Source organism: Neobacillus mesonae (assembly GCF_023715155.1).
In the GTDB taxonomy this organism is placed as follows: Bacteria; Bacillota; Bacilli; order Bacillales; family Cytobacillaceae; genus Neobacillus; species Neobacillus mesonae_A.
Window position 1 is genome coordinate 271,983 of sequence record NZ_JAMBNQ010000002.1, and the last position, 15,934, is coordinate 287,916.

The 15,934-nt window shown below is 46.2% G+C and carries 12 protein-coding genes; all 12 read left to right on the plus strand.

The genetic code is table 11. The annotated features are described in order from the left end of the window. Window positions 1-60 precede the first annotated feature (60 nt). The 12 genes from M3183_RS04185 to M3183_RS04240 all read left to right on the plus strand — a co-directional run bounded on the left by M3183_RS04185 (window position 61) and on the right by M3183_RS04240 (window position 15,933). The gene (locus M3183_RS04185) at window positions 61-402 is read left to right on the plus strand and encodes a WXG100 family type VII secretion target (protein ID WP_251466790.1); all 342 of its coding nucleotides are present in this window, start codon (window positions 61-63) and stop codon (window positions 400-402) included. Between the two features lie 50 nt (window positions 403-452). Further along, window positions 453-1,631: a hypothetical protein gene (locus tag M3183_RS04190; protein ID WP_251466792.1), complete on the plus strand. Its 1,179-nt coding sequence runs from the start codon at window positions 453-455 to the stop codon at window positions 1,629-1,631. 20 nt (window positions 1,632-1,651) lie between these two features. Beyond that, window positions 1,652-1,987 (plus strand): hypothetical protein, encoded by a 336-nt coding sequence (locus tag M3183_RS04195; protein WP_251466795.1) that lies wholly within the window; start codon window positions 1,652-1,654, stop codon window positions 1,985-1,987. 15 nt (window positions 1,988-2,002) lie between these two features. Continuing rightward, entirely contained in the window at window positions 2,003-2,809 is an 807-nt protein-coding gene (locus M3183_RS04200; RefSeq protein WP_251466797.1) for a hypothetical protein, read from the plus strand. 388 nt (window positions 2,810-3,197) lie between these two features. After that, window positions 3,198-7,871 (plus strand): type VII secretion protein EssC, encoded by a 4,674-nt coding sequence (gene essC / locus M3183_RS04205; RefSeq protein ID WP_251466798.1) that lies wholly within the window; start codon window positions 3,198-3,200, stop codon window positions 7,869-7,871. After that, window positions 7,864-8,118, plus strand: a complete 255-nt coding sequence (locus M3183_RS04210; RefSeq protein ID WP_251466800.1) for a methyltransferase — start codon at window positions 7,864-7,866, stop codon at window positions 8,116-8,118. Before essC ends, M3183_RS04210 begins: the two co-directional genes overlap by 8 nt. A gap of 1,664 nt (window positions 8,119-9,782) precedes the next feature. Beyond that, the gene (locus M3183_RS04215) at window positions 9,783-10,085 is read left to right on the plus strand and encodes a WXG100 family type VII secretion target (protein ID WP_251466802.1); all 303 of its coding nucleotides are present in this window, start codon (window positions 9,783-9,785) and stop codon (window positions 10,083-10,085) included. Between the two features lie 35 nt (window positions 10,086-10,120). Beyond that, window positions 10,121-10,423 (plus strand): pore-forming ESAT-6 family protein, encoded by a 303-nt coding sequence (locus M3183_RS04220; RefSeq protein ID WP_251466803.1) that lies wholly within the window; start codon window positions 10,121-10,123, stop codon window positions 10,421-10,423. Between the two features lie 132 nt (window positions 10,424-10,555). Next, complete coding sequence (locus M3183_RS04225) at window positions 10,556-11,764, plus strand: FHA domain-containing protein (protein WP_251466805.1); 1,209 nt, start codon at window positions 10,556-10,558, stop codon at window positions 11,762-11,764. Window positions 11,765-11,812: 48 nt separating this feature from the next. Next, the gene (locus M3183_RS04230; protein WP_251466807.1) at window positions 11,813-12,715 is read left to right on the plus strand and encodes a PP2C family protein-serine/threonine phosphatase; all 903 of its coding nucleotides are present in this window, start codon (window positions 11,813-11,815) and stop codon (window positions 12,713-12,715) included. Beyond that, window positions 12,712-14,655 carry a protein kinase domain-containing protein gene (locus tag M3183_RS04235; RefSeq protein ID WP_251466809.1) on the plus strand — a complete coding sequence of 648 codons (1,944 nt, stop codon included), beginning with the start codon at window positions 12,712-12,714 and terminating at the stop codon, window positions 14,653-14,655. Before M3183_RS04230 ends, M3183_RS04235 begins: the two co-directional genes overlap by 4 nt. 765 nt (window positions 14,656-15,420) lie before the next feature. Further along, complete coding sequence (locus M3183_RS04240) at window positions 15,421-15,933, plus strand: hypothetical protein (protein ID WP_251466811.1); 513 nt, start codon at window positions 15,421-15,423, stop codon at window positions 15,931-15,933. The last annotated feature ends 1 nt before the right edge of the window (window position 15,934 follow it).

Here is a 15,934-nt window from a genome sequence, read left to right on the forward strand (position 1 = left end):
TATAATAGTAATGGTAATTATGGGGGATTTGTAAAGTTAAGGTAAAAGCGGGTGATTTTAGTGGGTATTAATGTGGGATTGGCACATTCTCAAGCGAATCGGGTAAAGGATTGCGCACAGTCATTGAGAGGGATTCAGAACAGCATGAGCCAGGTAAAGGGCAGTCTGAATCAAGGCTGGCAGGCAAAAGAGATGACATACGTCAACCAATCGATTGAGAAGATTAATCAAGAAATTTCACAGCTTTCTTCTAAGCTCCAGCAAATTGGATCGGATATTATCGCTGCGGCTGAACAAATCAAACGGGAAGAGGAAGCAAAGGCAAGAGCCGAGGCAGAGGCAAAGGCGAAGGCGGAAGCAGAGGCCAAGGCAAAGGCTGAAGCCGCAAAAGCGGGCCGATAAGCCAAAACTAAAAAAAACAAAACAATAGCCAGCAAAGGAGGTATGCTCGTTTGGCGTTAATCAAAGTACATACAGATTATGTAAGAAGTACGGGAAACATTCTCGGTACGAAAATTGCCAGAGTGGAGGACGTGAAAGGGGATATCTCCTCATTACGACATGGGATTGACCGCAAAATTTTAAGCCGCAGAAATATTGACCTCAAGCTAAGCAGCTCTTTGAATGAACTCAACAAAATTGTCATGCACATGCGCGAACTTGATCGATTTATCGATCAATCGATGGACCGCTATCAACGGACAGAGCAGGGGCTTGTGAAAAAGTCAGGGGAAATAAAAGCTTCTAAAGGCAGTAAAAAACAAGAGGAATCCAGCATCATGAATGATATCTTAGGGGTCATTGACAAGGTGGACTCCGCTCTCGGCGATGGGGATAATGTTTTGTTAGCCTCACAAGTTTTTTCACTTTTGGCAGCGAGCGGATATACCCGCAAGCTCAACATCCGCTACATCAATGGTAAACCGACATTTTTGCAAAAAATAAAGGGTGACTACAAATTTACGGTGCGGGCAGATGCTTCCTGGACACGTCGTGGAAACTACTCTTCTAAAGTGGCCCGTGCCATTTATAATTTTTCCAAATCGAATCCGACGAATCCGATTGTTAAACAGCTTCATAAACTTGTGACTTCGTATACAAGCCCATCTGCGATGTTGAAGCATGCGGCAGGATTCCCGAAAAACGTGAACGGGATGATGAAGGCGAATACGTTAGCAGGCACATTCCACGGCCGGATTACGGCGGGTACGAAAGAGGTTGCGGAAGCCGTATTGGATGGAAAAGGCTGGACGAAAGCGGCCAGGAAAATCCCGCTGGCGGGGACCCTTATTTCTATTGGGGCAAATGCAGGAGAAATTTGGGACCCGGCGAATGCCAATAAGACCTTTGCGGAAAAAACAGGCAGAGCGGCTGCTGGATTTACATCAGATCTTGTAGCCATTTCCGGCGGTGTAAAAGTCGGCGCTATGATTGGCAGTATCGGCGGCCCGGCTGGTATTATTATCGGCGGTGCTGTCGGGGGTGTAGTAGGTGCTGTGGCAAGTACGGTTTTTGAAGATCAAATCAAGGAAGTCGGTGAAAAGGCCGGCGCATTGGTCGACAGCGGGATTAAAGCAGCATCATCAGGTATTGGAAAAGCTTTTAAATCAGTAGGAAGCTGGTTTAAATAGTAAAAAGGTTAGGGTGAATTATGACACCGGAAACATTGGAAATCATCAGAGGTTTGATTGTTTATTATTTATGTATCCAAGTAATATATAGTGTTTTAATTATGATTTTTGGACAGATGATCCTGAATATTTATGAGGCAGGGTATTATGAAAATCCCCGGAATCTTTTTGAAAAAGTACTGACGTTCATCGTGAACTTCTTTTTTGGGGCAGGGGCTTTTATTGCCAAAAAGGTGAAAAAGTACTCATGGGCAAAACGGAAACTTCTCATGCTGATGGCAAATATTATTCTGTTTATTGCCAGCGTCATTATCTACTATATTCTTAAATTTATATTGGAAGCTATTTTTCTATAGAAAGGAGGGGGAGAAATGGAGTATATTATCACGTGCACCGCTGAGGAGCTTGCGTTAATGGTCACGGTCTGCGGATATCCCGGTGTTGCGAAGGGGATTGCGGAGGCATCTCTCGGTGAAAAAACGCCGCAGGAATGGGAAGCCATTATGGGGACGGCCGCCCGTCAGTTAATCCTGAAGCAGGTGTGGGACAGTGAAAAAGAAAGGCGCGATGAAGTTCCCTTTAGCGAGGAAGCACAGCAGTTTATCCGCGAATATGTGGAATCGAAATGGATGATTCGCTGTGTGCACCAAACGGGGGCCAATATTTTAATGATCCACCATGTCGGGCAGGACAAATGGATGAGCCATGTCATTGACCAGGACATGTTCCATGAATTTTCTTACATAAATGAGGAAGAAATTCCTGAAATCATCCGAAGCTATTATTCTTTTTCGGACGCACCTTCGGAAAAATCTGCATCATTCCAGCTTACGGACAAGATGTTCGATTTACTGAGCAAGCCGGATAAGACTGAAAAGGTTAGGAAAAAGAACCGCTTTGCACCGGAAGAAGAGCAAAGCTTTGATCATTTTATCACAGACCTGGAAAAAAATTCCTGGTTGCTGATGAATATTTCTTTTTTCAATATCCCAAGCATGGAAGCTGACCCGATTCTTGAAAATATCGTGTTCTTCCTGCCATCAGATGCCGGCATTTGGATTGTCGAATACACGGAAGACCGGAAAACCCCTGTCCATATTGAGCTGAACACCCATGAAGAGTGGTGCGGCCTGTTAAACGGCGTGGGTACCGTGGCAGCAATGGTGAATCAGGGATAATGGGGAACTTCATTAGCGGGGGGGGGATCCCCCGCGATTGTTAGTCCCGTCCTACTGTCTCAAATATCAAGGGGGAGCCCGTGATCCAAATATCACGACGGCAAGTTCATGGTATCTCACCAATCGGGTGCATGCAGCAGTTATGCCTCGCATATACTTCTTGCTTGCGCTAAGCCTTGAAGCGCGGGGATTACTGCCTGTTAATGCAGGATAAAAGCAGGATGACACCATCACGTTTGTGGTGGTTTTTGTTGTTGATAGGAAAAAATGCCTAGCTGCCAGCTGGAAAAATGATTCCAAAGATAGTACTCATTACGTAAAAAGTTCTTTATCATATAAAATATGGAAAAAATACGTAAAGTAGCAGGACTCTAGGGAGAGAACCGTCTTGATTTTAACACTTTTTGACCGAGGTAAGGCATTCGATATGGTCTTACCGGAAAAGATTACTGGGAGATATGTCCTGAAGACGACCAATCAAGAGGGACAGCCGCAGGACCTCATTGCCGTCGAAGCGGAAAAGGGATGCTGGTATATCAAATCCAATAAATATGCATACATACAAGATCAAAAGAAAGCCTTGGTAGAGCCGTTTATGACCTATGCGATCCAAAGGGAAGGAGATGCCGCAGCACTCCTGTATGCCGAACCCTACAGTGAGGACCGCAACGAGTTTACCAGGCATATTGCCGCATCCGCCAGCATTAAAATCGGCCGGCTAAAGGAGAACCATATTTGTTTTACCAACAAATTGGTGTCAGGCACCCATGCCGTGATCGAATATAAAGGAGACGGGCAGGCTGTCATTCGCGATTTAAACAGTGCGAACGGCACCTATGTCAACGGCGGGAGAGTTTCGGAACATGTTCTTGCCATTGGCGACGTGATAACGATTATGGGCCTGAAGATTATTTTTAATGGAAAACTACTTTCCTTAAATAACCCGCACCAGCAGGTCTTTTTGAACCGGAATGCATTCAAGCTGCATATCGTGAGTGAGCCTGCACCCGAAGAAGATGATGGGCTCGATGACTTCCAGAATGTGGAGGATACAGCTGAATTATTTTACCGCTCGCCAAGGTTTAAACGCGAGATTGAACGGAAGATGATTAAAATTGACCCGCCGCCAGCTCCTAACCAATTAGAGGAGACGCCGCTCATGCTGCTTCTCGGCCCATCGATTACGATGGGAATGGGGTCGCTTGCAACCGGGGTGTTCGCAGTTATGAACGTGACGCGGTCAAATGGCGACTGGATGTATGCGATGCCGACCTTAATCATGTCTGTCAGCATGCTGCTTGGGATGATTCTCTGGCCGATTTTAACGAAGCGCTATGAAAAGAAACGCAAAATCGCCCATGAAAAGAAGCGCCAGGAAAAATACAGTGCCTATATTGAAGAAATGAAACAGGTCATCGCGAAAGAATGTGAGTACCAATGGGATATCTTGCACGAAAACCATATCCCGCTTGCAAACTGCCTGAACCGAATCGACAACCGCGAACGCACATTGTGGGAGCGGGTCATCGGGCAGAATGACTTTTTGAAAATAAGAGTCGGGATTGGCAATCTGCCGTTGGCTGCTGATATCAAGTACCCAGAGAAAAAATTTGCCCTTGAGGATGACAATCTGCGGGATGCTCTTTATGAATTAGCGGAGACGCCGCAAATCCTCAAACAGGTGCCGATTACGATTTCCCTGATGGAAGAACGAGTCAGCGGGATTATCGGCAAGCGGGAAAAAGTAACTTCCTTTGTCAAAGGAATGATTTTTCAATTAGCCGCTTTACATAGTTATGATGAGTTGAAATTTGTCTTTTTGTACGATGAAAGTGAAGCAGATGTATGGAAGTTTGCGAAATGGCTGCCACACGTCTGGAATGAAACGAAGAGCATGCGCTTCATTGCCGCTGATGCAAACGAAGCGAAGGAACTGTCTTCCTTTTTTGAAAAAGAAATGGCGGCAAGAACTGAGCGTCTGATGAATGGACCGGAAGATGCGGAAATGTCGCCGCATTATGTGGTGTTCTCAATGAGCCGGGAGCTTGCGGCGAAAACGGAAATAATTAACCAGCTGTTAAAAGAAAAGCAGCAGCTCGGATTCAGTTTGGTCACACTGTATGACGAACTGGAACACCTGCCAAAAGAATGCTCCAATGTGGTGGAACTGCCAGGGCTCGAAAAGGCCGGGAAAAACTACAGCAAGGGCGAATTGGGCGAGGTGCAGCCGGAGAATATCGGAAAAATTTACGACAAAGATGATATTTCAGGCAAATACCTGCCGTTTATACCGGATATTTATATGACACGCGATGCCGAAGAAATGGCGGTGAAGCTTGCCAATATCGAATTGGCATCATCCGCAGCGGCCTACACATTGCCGGATATGATGACATTTTTAGAAATGTTCGGGGTCGGCAAGGTCGAACACCTAAATGCTTTAACACGATGGAAAGAGAACAATCCAACACGGACGCTGGAAGCACCGATTGGCGTGGGCCGCACCGGCGAACCGTTCCTGCTGGATCTACATGAGAAATTCCATGGACCGCACGGCTTGATTGCCGGAATGACCGGTTCTGGAAAAAGTGAATTCATCATGACGTTCATTCTGTCGCTTGCGGTAAACTACCACCCGGATGAAGTGGCTTTTATTTTAATCGACTATAAAGGCGGCGGAATGGCCAATGCCTTCTTGAACCTGCCGCATCTTGCCGGTACGATCACCAACTTAGACGGTGCCGCAGTGAAGCGGTCACTGATTTCAATCCAAAGTGAATTGAAGCGGCGCCAGGCAATTTTTAGCGAAACAAGCAGACGCTTGAACGAAAGCAATATCGATATTTATAAATACCAAAAACTGTACCGCGAAGGTGTCGTGCGTGAGCCGCTGCAGCATTTGTTCATGATTTCCGACGAGTTTGCTGAGTTAAAAACACAGCAGCCGGAGTTTATGGAACAGCTTGTCAGCGCGGCCCGGATAGGCCGGAGCCTTGGCGTCCATTTGATTTTAGCCACACAAAAGCCTTCCGGTGTCGTGGACGATCAAATTTGGAGTAACAGTAAATTCCGCATCAGCTTGAAGGTGCAGGAAAAAGCGGACAGTATGGAGGTCATAAAACGTCCGGATGCAGCAGAATTATCGCAGACAGGCCGGTTCTATTTGCAGGTCGGCTATAACGAATTGTTCGAACTTGGGCAGTCGGCATGGGCCGGTGCACCGTACTATCCGGCTGATAAGGTGGAAAAACGCAAAGATGACGGCATTACCGTCATTGATCACTTAGGCCGCGCCATCAAAAGTGCGCGGATTGACAAGCGAAAAGGTAAGATAAAAAATCCGCCGAAACAGATTGATGAAGTGACGAAGTACTTGGAGAACTTAGCAGACCAAGAGGGGATTTCGGTGAAGCCGCTGTGGCTTGAGCCGATTCCTGCGGATGTGTTTGTCGATGAGTTGAAGGGGAAATATCGTGTCGGGGCTGGTGCGGCGTCACGCCATTTCAACCTCAACCCGGTTATCGGCGAATACGACGATCCAGCCCGCCAGCGCCAGCTGTTATTGAGGCTGCCGATCACTCAGGAAGGGAACACGATTGTTTATGGTGTGGCCGGAAGCGGAAAAACAACTTTCCTGACAACGCTGATGTATTCATTAATGGAAGAGCACACGCCGGAAGAAGTCAACATCTATGCGCTTGACTTCGGCTCAGAAACGCTGAGCTGGTATCAGGGCGCACCACATGTCGGCGATGTGATGCTGTCACATGAAGCAGAAAAAATCGATAATCTCTTTAAAATGCTTGGGAGTGAAGTAGCCACAAGGAAAAAACGGTTTACTCAATATGGCGGCGACTTTAAAATGTACAACGAAATGGCGGATGAGCCGGTACCGGCCATTGTAGTGATGATCCACAACTACTCCGCCTTTTCCGAGACCTATGAACAATTTGAAGAAATGATTTCCTATTTAACACGTGAAGGAACGAAGTATGGTCTTTATTTCGTTGTGACCGCATTGAATACAGGTGCAGTCCGCTACAAACTGCTGCAGAACTTTAAGCAGATGTATGTATTGCAGCTCAATGACACGACTGAATACTCAGCTGTTTTAGGTAATGTGGACGGCGTGTACCCGTCGAAGTTTAAAGGACGGGGGATTTTCAAAGCGGATGAAGTTTATGAATTCCAGACCGCGCAAATCTCAGAGGCGGCGTCACGGGACGTGTATCGCTTTGTCACTAACTACTGCCAAAGCTGGCAGCAGAAGTGGAATAAGGCCGGGGCGAAGCGGATTCCGATTTTACCGGAAACCGTCGACCTTGACTATCTGCGGGATGATATTCAGTTTGGGCAAGGGCTGCCGGTTGGTGTGGAAAAAGCAACACTGAAGGTCGCAAACTATGATTTCGCTGGGCAATATATCACGTTGACCGCTGCGGCAGATGCCAGTGAGAGTACTGCGTTCCTGCAGGGACTTGCTGAAATAGCAGCCGTAAAAGGCGACAGTGAAGTAATCGTCCTTGACCCTGAGGAGGACTTTACGGAAGACAGCTGTATCGGGTACCAATATGTGACCGGAAGTAAGCCATTAGAAGATAAAATTGTGGAATTGTTCAACATGCTGGTGTATCGCAATAACACCTCGAAGGATGCCATTGAAGCCGGCCTCGAAGCGCCGGTGTTCGGGGAGGTAATGGTGATTATTCATGCATTCAACGAATTGAACGAACAATTATCCGAAGACGGACGCGATAAACTGAAGGTATTTTTAGAAAAAGGAAATGGGTTGAACGTATCGTTTGTTATCGGGGATGCAGCCGACAAATTCAACTCCATTACGTATGAATCCTGGTTCCAACAGCATGTATCGCTACACGATGCGATATGGGTCGGCAACGGGATCGCCGACCAATATGTGCTGAAACTCGCGAAATTTTCAAACGGGCTGTATGAGGAACTGGCGGACGGCTTCGGCTACATCATCCGCAAAGGAAAAGTCTCGCAGGTGAAACTGCTGACATCAGCGGCTAGGGAAGAGGAGGCTGTGCAATATGTCTAAAATCTTAGTCGAAGTCTACAGCCCTGCTGCCGGCAGCAGCTATGACGCGTTCATCCCGCTCGAAAGCAAAATGTACGAAGTAGCTTATCTGCTGGCCAACACCGTATCAGAGCTATCCCAAGGCTATTTCAAGGCAAACCCCGAGCAGACCATCATCTGCGACCGGTCCACCGGCCAGGTATTTGATATCAATCGGACGGTGGAAGAACTAGGACTGGAGAATGGCGCGAAATTGATGCTGCTTTAAGGCGTTGCGTTGTGACAAAATCTTTTAAAGTCGCTATTGAAGACAAAAGGGGTTGTTTGAAAAGGGAAACTGTCTTTCAAGGGGACTCTTGGAGACAAAAAGACTTGCGGGAAGTGTGGAATTGTCTTTAATAGTGCGTCTTGAAGGCAAAAAGTGCTACGGAAGTTGAAAAACTGTCTTTCATAAGCAGGATGAAGGACAGAAAGGGTTGCAGACTATGAGAAACTGTCTTTCATAGAGGGTATGAAGGACAGAAAAGGTTGAGGACCATGAGAAATTGTCTTTCATAAGCAGGATGAAGGACAGAAAAGGTTGAGGACCATGAGGAACTGTCTTTCATAGAGGGTATGAAGGACAGAAAAGGTAGAAGACCATGAGGAACTGTCTTTCATAAGCAGGATGAAGGACAGAAAGGGTAGAAGACCATGAGAAACTGTCTTTCATAGGGGGTATGAAGGACAGAAAGGGCTTTAAACCATGAGAAATTGTCTTTCATAGAGGGTATGAAGGACAGAAAAGGTTGAGGACCATGAGAAACTGTCTTTCATAAGCAGGATGAAGGACAGAAAGGGTTGCAGACCATGAGAAACTGTCTTTCATAGAGGGGATGAAGGACAGAAAGGGTTGCAAGCCATGAAAAACTGTCTTTCATAAGCAGGATGAAGGACAGAAAGGGTTGCAGACCATGAGGAACTGTCTTTCATAAGCAGGATGAAGGACAGAAGAGGCTTTAAACCATGAGAAATTGTCTTTCATAGAGGGTATGAAGGACAGAAAAGGTTGCAAACCATGAGAAATTGTCTTTCATAAGCAGGAAGGACAGAAAAGGTAGAAGACCATGGAAAACTGTCTTTCATAAGCAGGATGAAGGACAGAAAAGGTTGGAAACCATGTAAAACTGTCTTTCATAAGCAGGATGAAGGACAGAAAAGGTTGGAAACCATGTAAAACTGTCTTTCATAAGCAGGATGAAGGACAGAAAAGGTTGAGGACCATGAGAAATTGTCTTTCATAGAGGGTATGAAGGACAGAAAAGGTAGAAGACCAAGAGAAACTGTCTTTCATAAGCAGGATGAAGGACAGAAAGGGTTGCAAACCAAGAGAAACTGTCCTTCATAAGCAGGATGAAGGACAGAAAAGGTCGGTCTCCATTGGAACTGTCTTTAATAAAGTCTCTTAAAGACAAATCCTTTGCTAAATCCTAGCAAACTGTCTTTTATAGAAGCACAAAGCAGGGAGTTCGGGTTTCGATGGGACCCAATTCGAATTTGGAAGGCCGGCTTTGTCCCATAGAGAGTTCTATGAGACAGAATCACCTATCGGAAGGTGGTTTTAGTCCCATAGACAGCACCTATGAGGCAAATTACAAGAGGTCAGATAAGCATCCCATAGCGAACGCTTAAAAGACAAGAAGTCCCTTTCCGCCCCCTCTTGGTCCCACAGCACCTAAAAGAATAATAGAATCAAGGCTCTATTTTTAAAACTATAAAAAACTGTCCGCCCCAGGCGTACAAATGTCCACGAAGGTCGTCAGGCACCGCTAATCAGGCTGCCAAGACGGCAAAAACTACAAAAATCACAAAAGCCGCAAACAGCGCAAAAGCCGCAAAAGCCGCACCCTGTAAAATGGTGCAGCTCAAACAAGATTAAAGGAGGTGATAGGAATGGCAAGATCCATTATGGTTGATCCAGCGAGACTGGAGGAAGCATCTGCTAAGATTGATGCGCAATCTGCGGAATATGAAAAGCTTTATAAAGCACTTTTTAATGAAGTAGATGGGATGCAGGCAGCTTGGCAAGGTCAGGATAACGTAGCATATACTACCCAAATCAAAGGCTTCATGGATGATTTCCAAAAGATGTCCCAGCTGATGAGACAGTACTCTGAATTTTTAAAGATGAGTGCAAAAACATACCGCAATACTCAAAATGACATCGTTTCGGCAGCGAAGCGTTTAACAAACTAATAAACTAATAAACACAATAGAGGAGGTGCTGAAAAATGGCAGTAGAAGGAATTAAAATTACCCTCAACCAGGTGTCAAGCACGGCGAACCAAATCCGCACGCTGAACAACCAGCTGACAGATCGTCTTGCAGATATCAGAAAAGAAATGAATGCCTTACAAAACACCTGGAATTCTGATGCATCCAATACCATCAGAAACAACTTTAACGCCCTGCAGCCGAAGTTTGAAAACTTCCGCCAAATCGTGGACAGCTATGGAAAATTCCTTGACCAAACAGTAAATTCATATGATTCCACAGAATCAGCCATCAACAACAACGCCAGCGCATTCAGATAATTTGAGCGCTCCGGCTAAAGCCAATTCCAGCTCGCCCAAAATGGGAGCTGGAATTGGGTACCACTCGTGGACATTTGTATGCGTGGAATGGACAGTTGATTTTTAATAAAGGTTCAAGATGGGAGACGATGGATGATGATGAGGGATTTGGATTTGAGGGTGGAAAGTTACGGAGGATCCCAATTTTTATTTTTTTCCCTTCCTGAAGGCGTAGAGCCGGAAGAGATAATGGTATCCAAAGAGGCCCCGGGGCTGCTTCCTTGGGCATTGCTGCAAAAGGAAGATGAGGTTCTTGTCAGGTATGATCAAATTTTTAACCGGACACTGGGAGAACTATTTAAAGGCACACTGACGAAACAGCAGCTTGCTCTGAATCTAGTAAACTTGGCCGACAGTTTGATTGAATTACAGCAAACAGGCCTTAACCCGGACAACCTGCTGTTGAACAAACAATATATCTTCCTTGATCACTTTTCAAACAGATTAGCTTTTATCTATTTGCCTGTAAAAAATAATGTTTTTGAAAAGGTATCAATGAAGACGTTCATCAGCGAATTATTAAACACCACCACATTCGATGAATCCGATGACCTCGTATTTTTCATCAAACTGCATAATTATCTTGCAGGCGAGGACGAGTTGGATCCGGCTGATTTTAGAAAAAAAATAACGGAACTCGCATCCATCAAGGAGATTCCATTAAAAGAAGAACCCGGTCATTTTTACAGCCCTGGAAGAATGGAGGCAGCAACTTCGGTTGAAAATGGCATCCTTTCTTCCGAATATAGCAGCAAAAAGTCTGACAAGAAATCCAATCAGAAGCTGGAAATTGAGGAAGAGGTACAGTACAAGCGTATCACCCGCACGGAACTGGGGGAAGGCGAGTCCCTGTTAAAAGGGGCAGCATCTATTGGCGGCACTTCGATTAACATTATGCCGAAAATGGCCCATGATCGGCTTGAGGAAGAGGGCACAACGGTTTTATCTGGCAGGCGGGATGAGGAGGAAGAAGGAACCACCACACTTGGGGTTTCTAATTATGCCGCTGCAAGGCCATTTCTCATTGCAGCCGCCTCCAAGGAAAAAATTGAGGTCACCAGCTATGAATTCAAAATGGGCCGCGACCCTGAACAAGCCGACTATGTTTCGAAAAATAAGGTCGTCGGCCGGCTCCATGCCAAGGTCATCACGGAAAACGGGGAATACTTCCTGGTCGACCAGCATTCCAGAAACGGCAGCTTCCTAAACGGTATGAAGGTCCTGCCGAATCAAAAGACAAAAATCAAGCATGAAGACCATATCAAATTGGGAAATGAAGAATTTGTATTTCGGTTGTTTTAAAACATCAGGGAAAATCAACAAAGCAAAACAAGAATGGGGTTATACAAGATGGCATTTTTAACGGCGTACCATACAGATGTCGGCACGAAAAAGAAAACCAATCAAGACGGGCTGCTACTCAAAACCGCGGCAACGCCATTCGGGCAGGTGGGTCTGTTTGTTGTCTGCGACGGAATGGGGGGCTTATCCCATGGAGAGCTTGCGAGTGCCGCTGTCATCCGGGGACTGTCCCATTGGTTTGATAACAACCTGCCTGAACTGCTGCGCGACCAACTGGAAAAACAAACTGAAACGGGCAGCCTAAGCGGGCTTGCCGCGGTCATCCAAACAGAAGTAGAAGCTGCCATCAAACTGCTGAATGAAAAAATTCTTCAGTACGGGGAACGCACAAATGTCAAATTGGGGACAACCGTTACCGCGTTATTCATTTTAAACGATACATATATCATTGCTCACATTGGCGACAGCCGGGCCTATTGCCTTGGACAACGAGAGGCACAGGATTCAAGTGAAGAAACCCAGTTATTGCAGCAGATTCAGCCGGAAGCAGCGGAGCAGCCGCTGGAAACTCCGGCAGTTCTGACGGCAGAGAAACCGAAATTTGCGATCACCCAGCTCACCACCGACCAAACCCTGGTTGCGCGTGAAGTGGCGCGTGGGAATATGACGTTGGAGCAGGCTGAGCGGGATCCGCGGCGGAATGTGCTCCTGCAATGTGTCGGGGCGACAAACGAAATCGAAATCGAATTCCACTGTGGCGAGATCCTTGAAAACTCGGTCTTCGTGTTGTGTTCAGATGGGTTTTACCACCAAATTTCCGACGACGAACTCGAAGTTCATTTTTCCAAAAAAGATCTGGATCTGAAGGAAACCATTGTTGAGCTGGTGGAACTGGTGAAATCGCGCGGGGAAGTTGACAATATCTCGGTGATGGCGGTGAGGATTTCATGATACGAATTGGGTCGATCATCGATGAACGGTATGAGATTCTGAAGGAAATTGGGCGCGGCGGAATGAGCGTTGTGTACCTGGCGATGGATAACCGCCTGAATAAGTCGCTGGTGGTAAAGGATATCCGCAAACGGGAGCACAGCAATGATCAGCTTCTCATCAACAGCCTGATTGCTGAGGCCAACCTGTTGAAAAAATTAGACCATGGGGCGCTGCCGAAGATTTACGACATTATTGAGGCGGAAGGTGACATTTATGTGGTCATGGACTACATCGAGGGCGAGTCGCTGAAGGAGAAGCTGAAGCGCGAGAAAGTTCTCCCCGCTGATGATGTGATTGACTGGGCGAAGCAGCTGGCCGAGGTGCTCAACTATTTGCACACACGAAAGCCGCACCCAATCATTTACCGCGACATGAAGCCGGACAATATCATGCTTACGCCGGAGGGGAAAATTAAGCTCGTCGACTTCGGGATTGCGCGCGAGTTTAAGGCGGACAGCTCAACCGATACGACGAATCTAGGGACCAAATCGTACGCCGCGCCGGAACAGCATTCCGGAAAACAGACGGATGCGCGGACCGATATTTACAGCTTAGGCGTGACATTGTACCATCTGGTGACTGGAAAAAGTTTGAATGAACCGCCGTTTGAACTGAAACCGATCCGTCACTGGGATGCGGCACTGCCGGAGGGACTCGAGCACATTATCATCAAGTGCACCCAGTCCGAGCCGGATGCCAGGTATCAAAGCTGTAGTGATCTGCTGTTTGATTTGGAAAATATCAATAAACTAACTCAAGGTTATAAAAATAAATTGCGCAAACAATTGTCGGTTTTTTTCATCCCAGTGGTGCTCTGTCTTATTTTTTCAACGACGGCAGTGGCCGGCTGGAAGGGGATTAAAAATACGCAGTTTCAGAATTACATGAAGCTGGTCAACAGCTCGAGCATTGCGCTGATGAACGGGGATGAGGAGAAGGCGGTTGGGATTTTGGAAAAGGCGATCACGGACGTTGATAAATCAAGGCCGGAAGCCTATATCAATCTGCTTGACCTTTATATCAGCCGCAATGAGACGGACGCCGGGCTGACGAAAATTGAGACCTATATCAATGATGAATATGGCGGTATTCAAAATAACAGCGAGCTCCGATTCAAGATGGGGATGACTTATTTTGATGTAAAACGGAATTACAGTGAAGCGTTGAAGCATTTCAGCTATGTGGATAAAGAAGAAATTCCGGATGCGAAGTACTATCAATCCTTGGCGACAACCATGATTTCGATGAACATTGACTATGGAAGTTTTTCGAAAAAGCTGACACAGTTTGAGAAATATAATGACGGCCTGGCTAATGACCGGAAAAAAGTGGATAACTACAACTCGCTGGCGAATATTTATATCTCCTACAAGGGGCAGATTCCGGACGCCAATACGAAGGCGATTGAGATTGTCGAGAAGGCCTATAAGGTCCTGCAGCTAATGGAGGACGAGCAGTTAAAGCTGAAGTATGAAGTGGATTTCGAACAGAAACTGGCTCAGGCATTTTACAGCCGCGGCGTGAATTCACAAGATCAGCTGGCTGCCCGCGATGACTACGAGCAGGCGATTGAGCATTATCAAAATGTGCTCGATTTGGATGTGAAAAATAAAGAAGACGTATTGGTGAAAATCGGTGCGATTTATCAGGACATGGGCGAGCCGATCCGTGCCAAGGAACAGTTCCGGCAGACGATTAAAAGCTATCCGAAAAGCATTGATGCTTATACCAAATTAGGAAATCTATTGCTCGACATCGAACAGACGAAGCCTGAGGGCAAGCGCAATTATAACGAAGCCAAGCAGGTCTATGCGCAAGTCAGCGGGATTGCCGGCGCCAAAGAAGATGAGGCCTTTAAAAAACTCACACGCCGGTTTGAGAATCTGAGGATTAAGTAGCGGCGGGTGTGGGATTCGGTAATAGAAGGCTTGGATTCGCTAATAAAGGGCTGAATTCGGTAATAGAGAAGGGTTCCGCGGAAATAACGGAGGAATCGCGGAATTATCTTGGAATCTGGCGAAAATGACGAGCAAACCCGCGGAATCAGGATTTTTTTCGAATGAAAAACTCTCTAAATTGGGTTTCGCTAATAGAGAGACGAATCCTCTGATAGAAAGTCATTTTCCGCTAATAAGCGGTGGAAATTCGCTAATAGAGTGGTTTGTCTTTTAGGGTTTCGCGGAAATAACGGAGGAATCGGCGGAATTATCTTGGAATCCGGCGAAAATGACGAGAAAACCCGCGGAATCAGGATTTTTTTCGAATGAAAAACTCTCTAAATTGGGTTTCGCTAATAGAGAGACTAATCCTCTGATAGAAAGTCATTTTCCGCTAATAAGCGGTGGAAATTCGCTAATAGAGTAGTTTGTCTTTTAGGGTTTCGCGGAAATAACGGAGGATTCAGCGGAAATAACGGAGGAATCGGCGGAATTATCTTGGAATCCGGCGGAAATAACGAGCAAACCCGCGGAATTAGTGACAAAACCGGCGGAATCAGCATTTTTGCCGTATGGAAAACCTGCTAAATTTCAAGTTTCCGCGAATTTTCAGCTCATATCCGCGAATTACGCCAAGTTATCCGCGAATCAATAAGAGTTATCCGCGAATTCCGGCCGCTTATCCGCGAATCGAATTTCATAAATTCACTGAAAGGGGGACAAACGTTGGTTTATCAAATTATGTTTTACGGCGGAATGGCGGGCGCTGCGATTACGCTTGTGATTTCGGTTGTCCTCTACATCAAAATGGGAATTGCCGGGGTGGTTGAGGATTTAACCGGCTGGAACTTCCGCAAAACCAAGAGGAGGATTGCCCGGGAGCAGTCAGGCGACAAGCCTATCACAAAAGAAATTATGCTGAAAAAACAAATACCAGAACCTGCCGCTCCATATGAACCTGAGTCAATGGGTTCCTCTGAACTAACGGGGCGCAAACGGTTGACCGCGAAAATGGGCAGCACACAAGCCCCTATTCCAATGGAAGAAACAGCTTTACTGAGCGAATTGGAAGAGACCACACTGCTGGATCCGTTGGACGAGACCGGGATACTGGATGAAACGACACTGCTGAGCCCTGAACCGCTCGAGGAAACAACACTTATCGCGGAAGAGAACGAGAATTATTTTTTCAAAAAAGAAATAGATGTGATGGTTGTGCATTCGACAACCATTCTGTAGA

Bases quoted from the DNA above. Each gene is read 5' to 3' on its own strand.
- M3183_RS04230 (WP_251466807.1), top strand. From the start codon at position 11,813: ATGGCATTTTTAACGGCGTACCATACAGATGTCGGCACGAAAAAGAAA.
- M3183_RS04195 (WP_251466795.1), top strand. From the start codon at position 1,652: ATGACACCGGAAACATTGGAAATCATCAGAGGTTTGATTGTTTATTAT.
- M3183_RS04235 (WP_251466809.1), top strand. From the start codon at position 12,712: ATGATACGAATTGGGTCGATCATCGATGAACGGTATGAGATTCTGAAG.
- M3183_RS04200 (WP_251466797.1), top strand. From the start codon at position 2,003: ATGGAGTATATTATCACGTGCACCGCTGAGGAGCTTGCGTTAATGGTC.
- M3183_RS04225 (WP_251466805.1), top strand. From the start codon at position 10,556: ATGATGATGAGGGATTTGGATTTGAGGGTGGAAAGTTACGGAGGATCC.
- M3183_RS04220 (WP_251466803.1), top strand. From the start codon at position 10,121: ATGGCAGTAGAAGGAATTAAAATTACCCTCAACCAGGTGTCAAGCACG.
- M3183_RS04215 (WP_251466802.1), top strand. From the start codon at position 9,783: ATGGCAAGATCCATTATGGTTGATCCAGCGAGACTGGAGGAAGCATCT.
- M3183_RS04210 (WP_251466800.1), top strand. From the start codon at position 7,864: ATGTCTAAAATCTTAGTCGAAGTCTACAGCCCTGCTGCCGGCAGCAGC.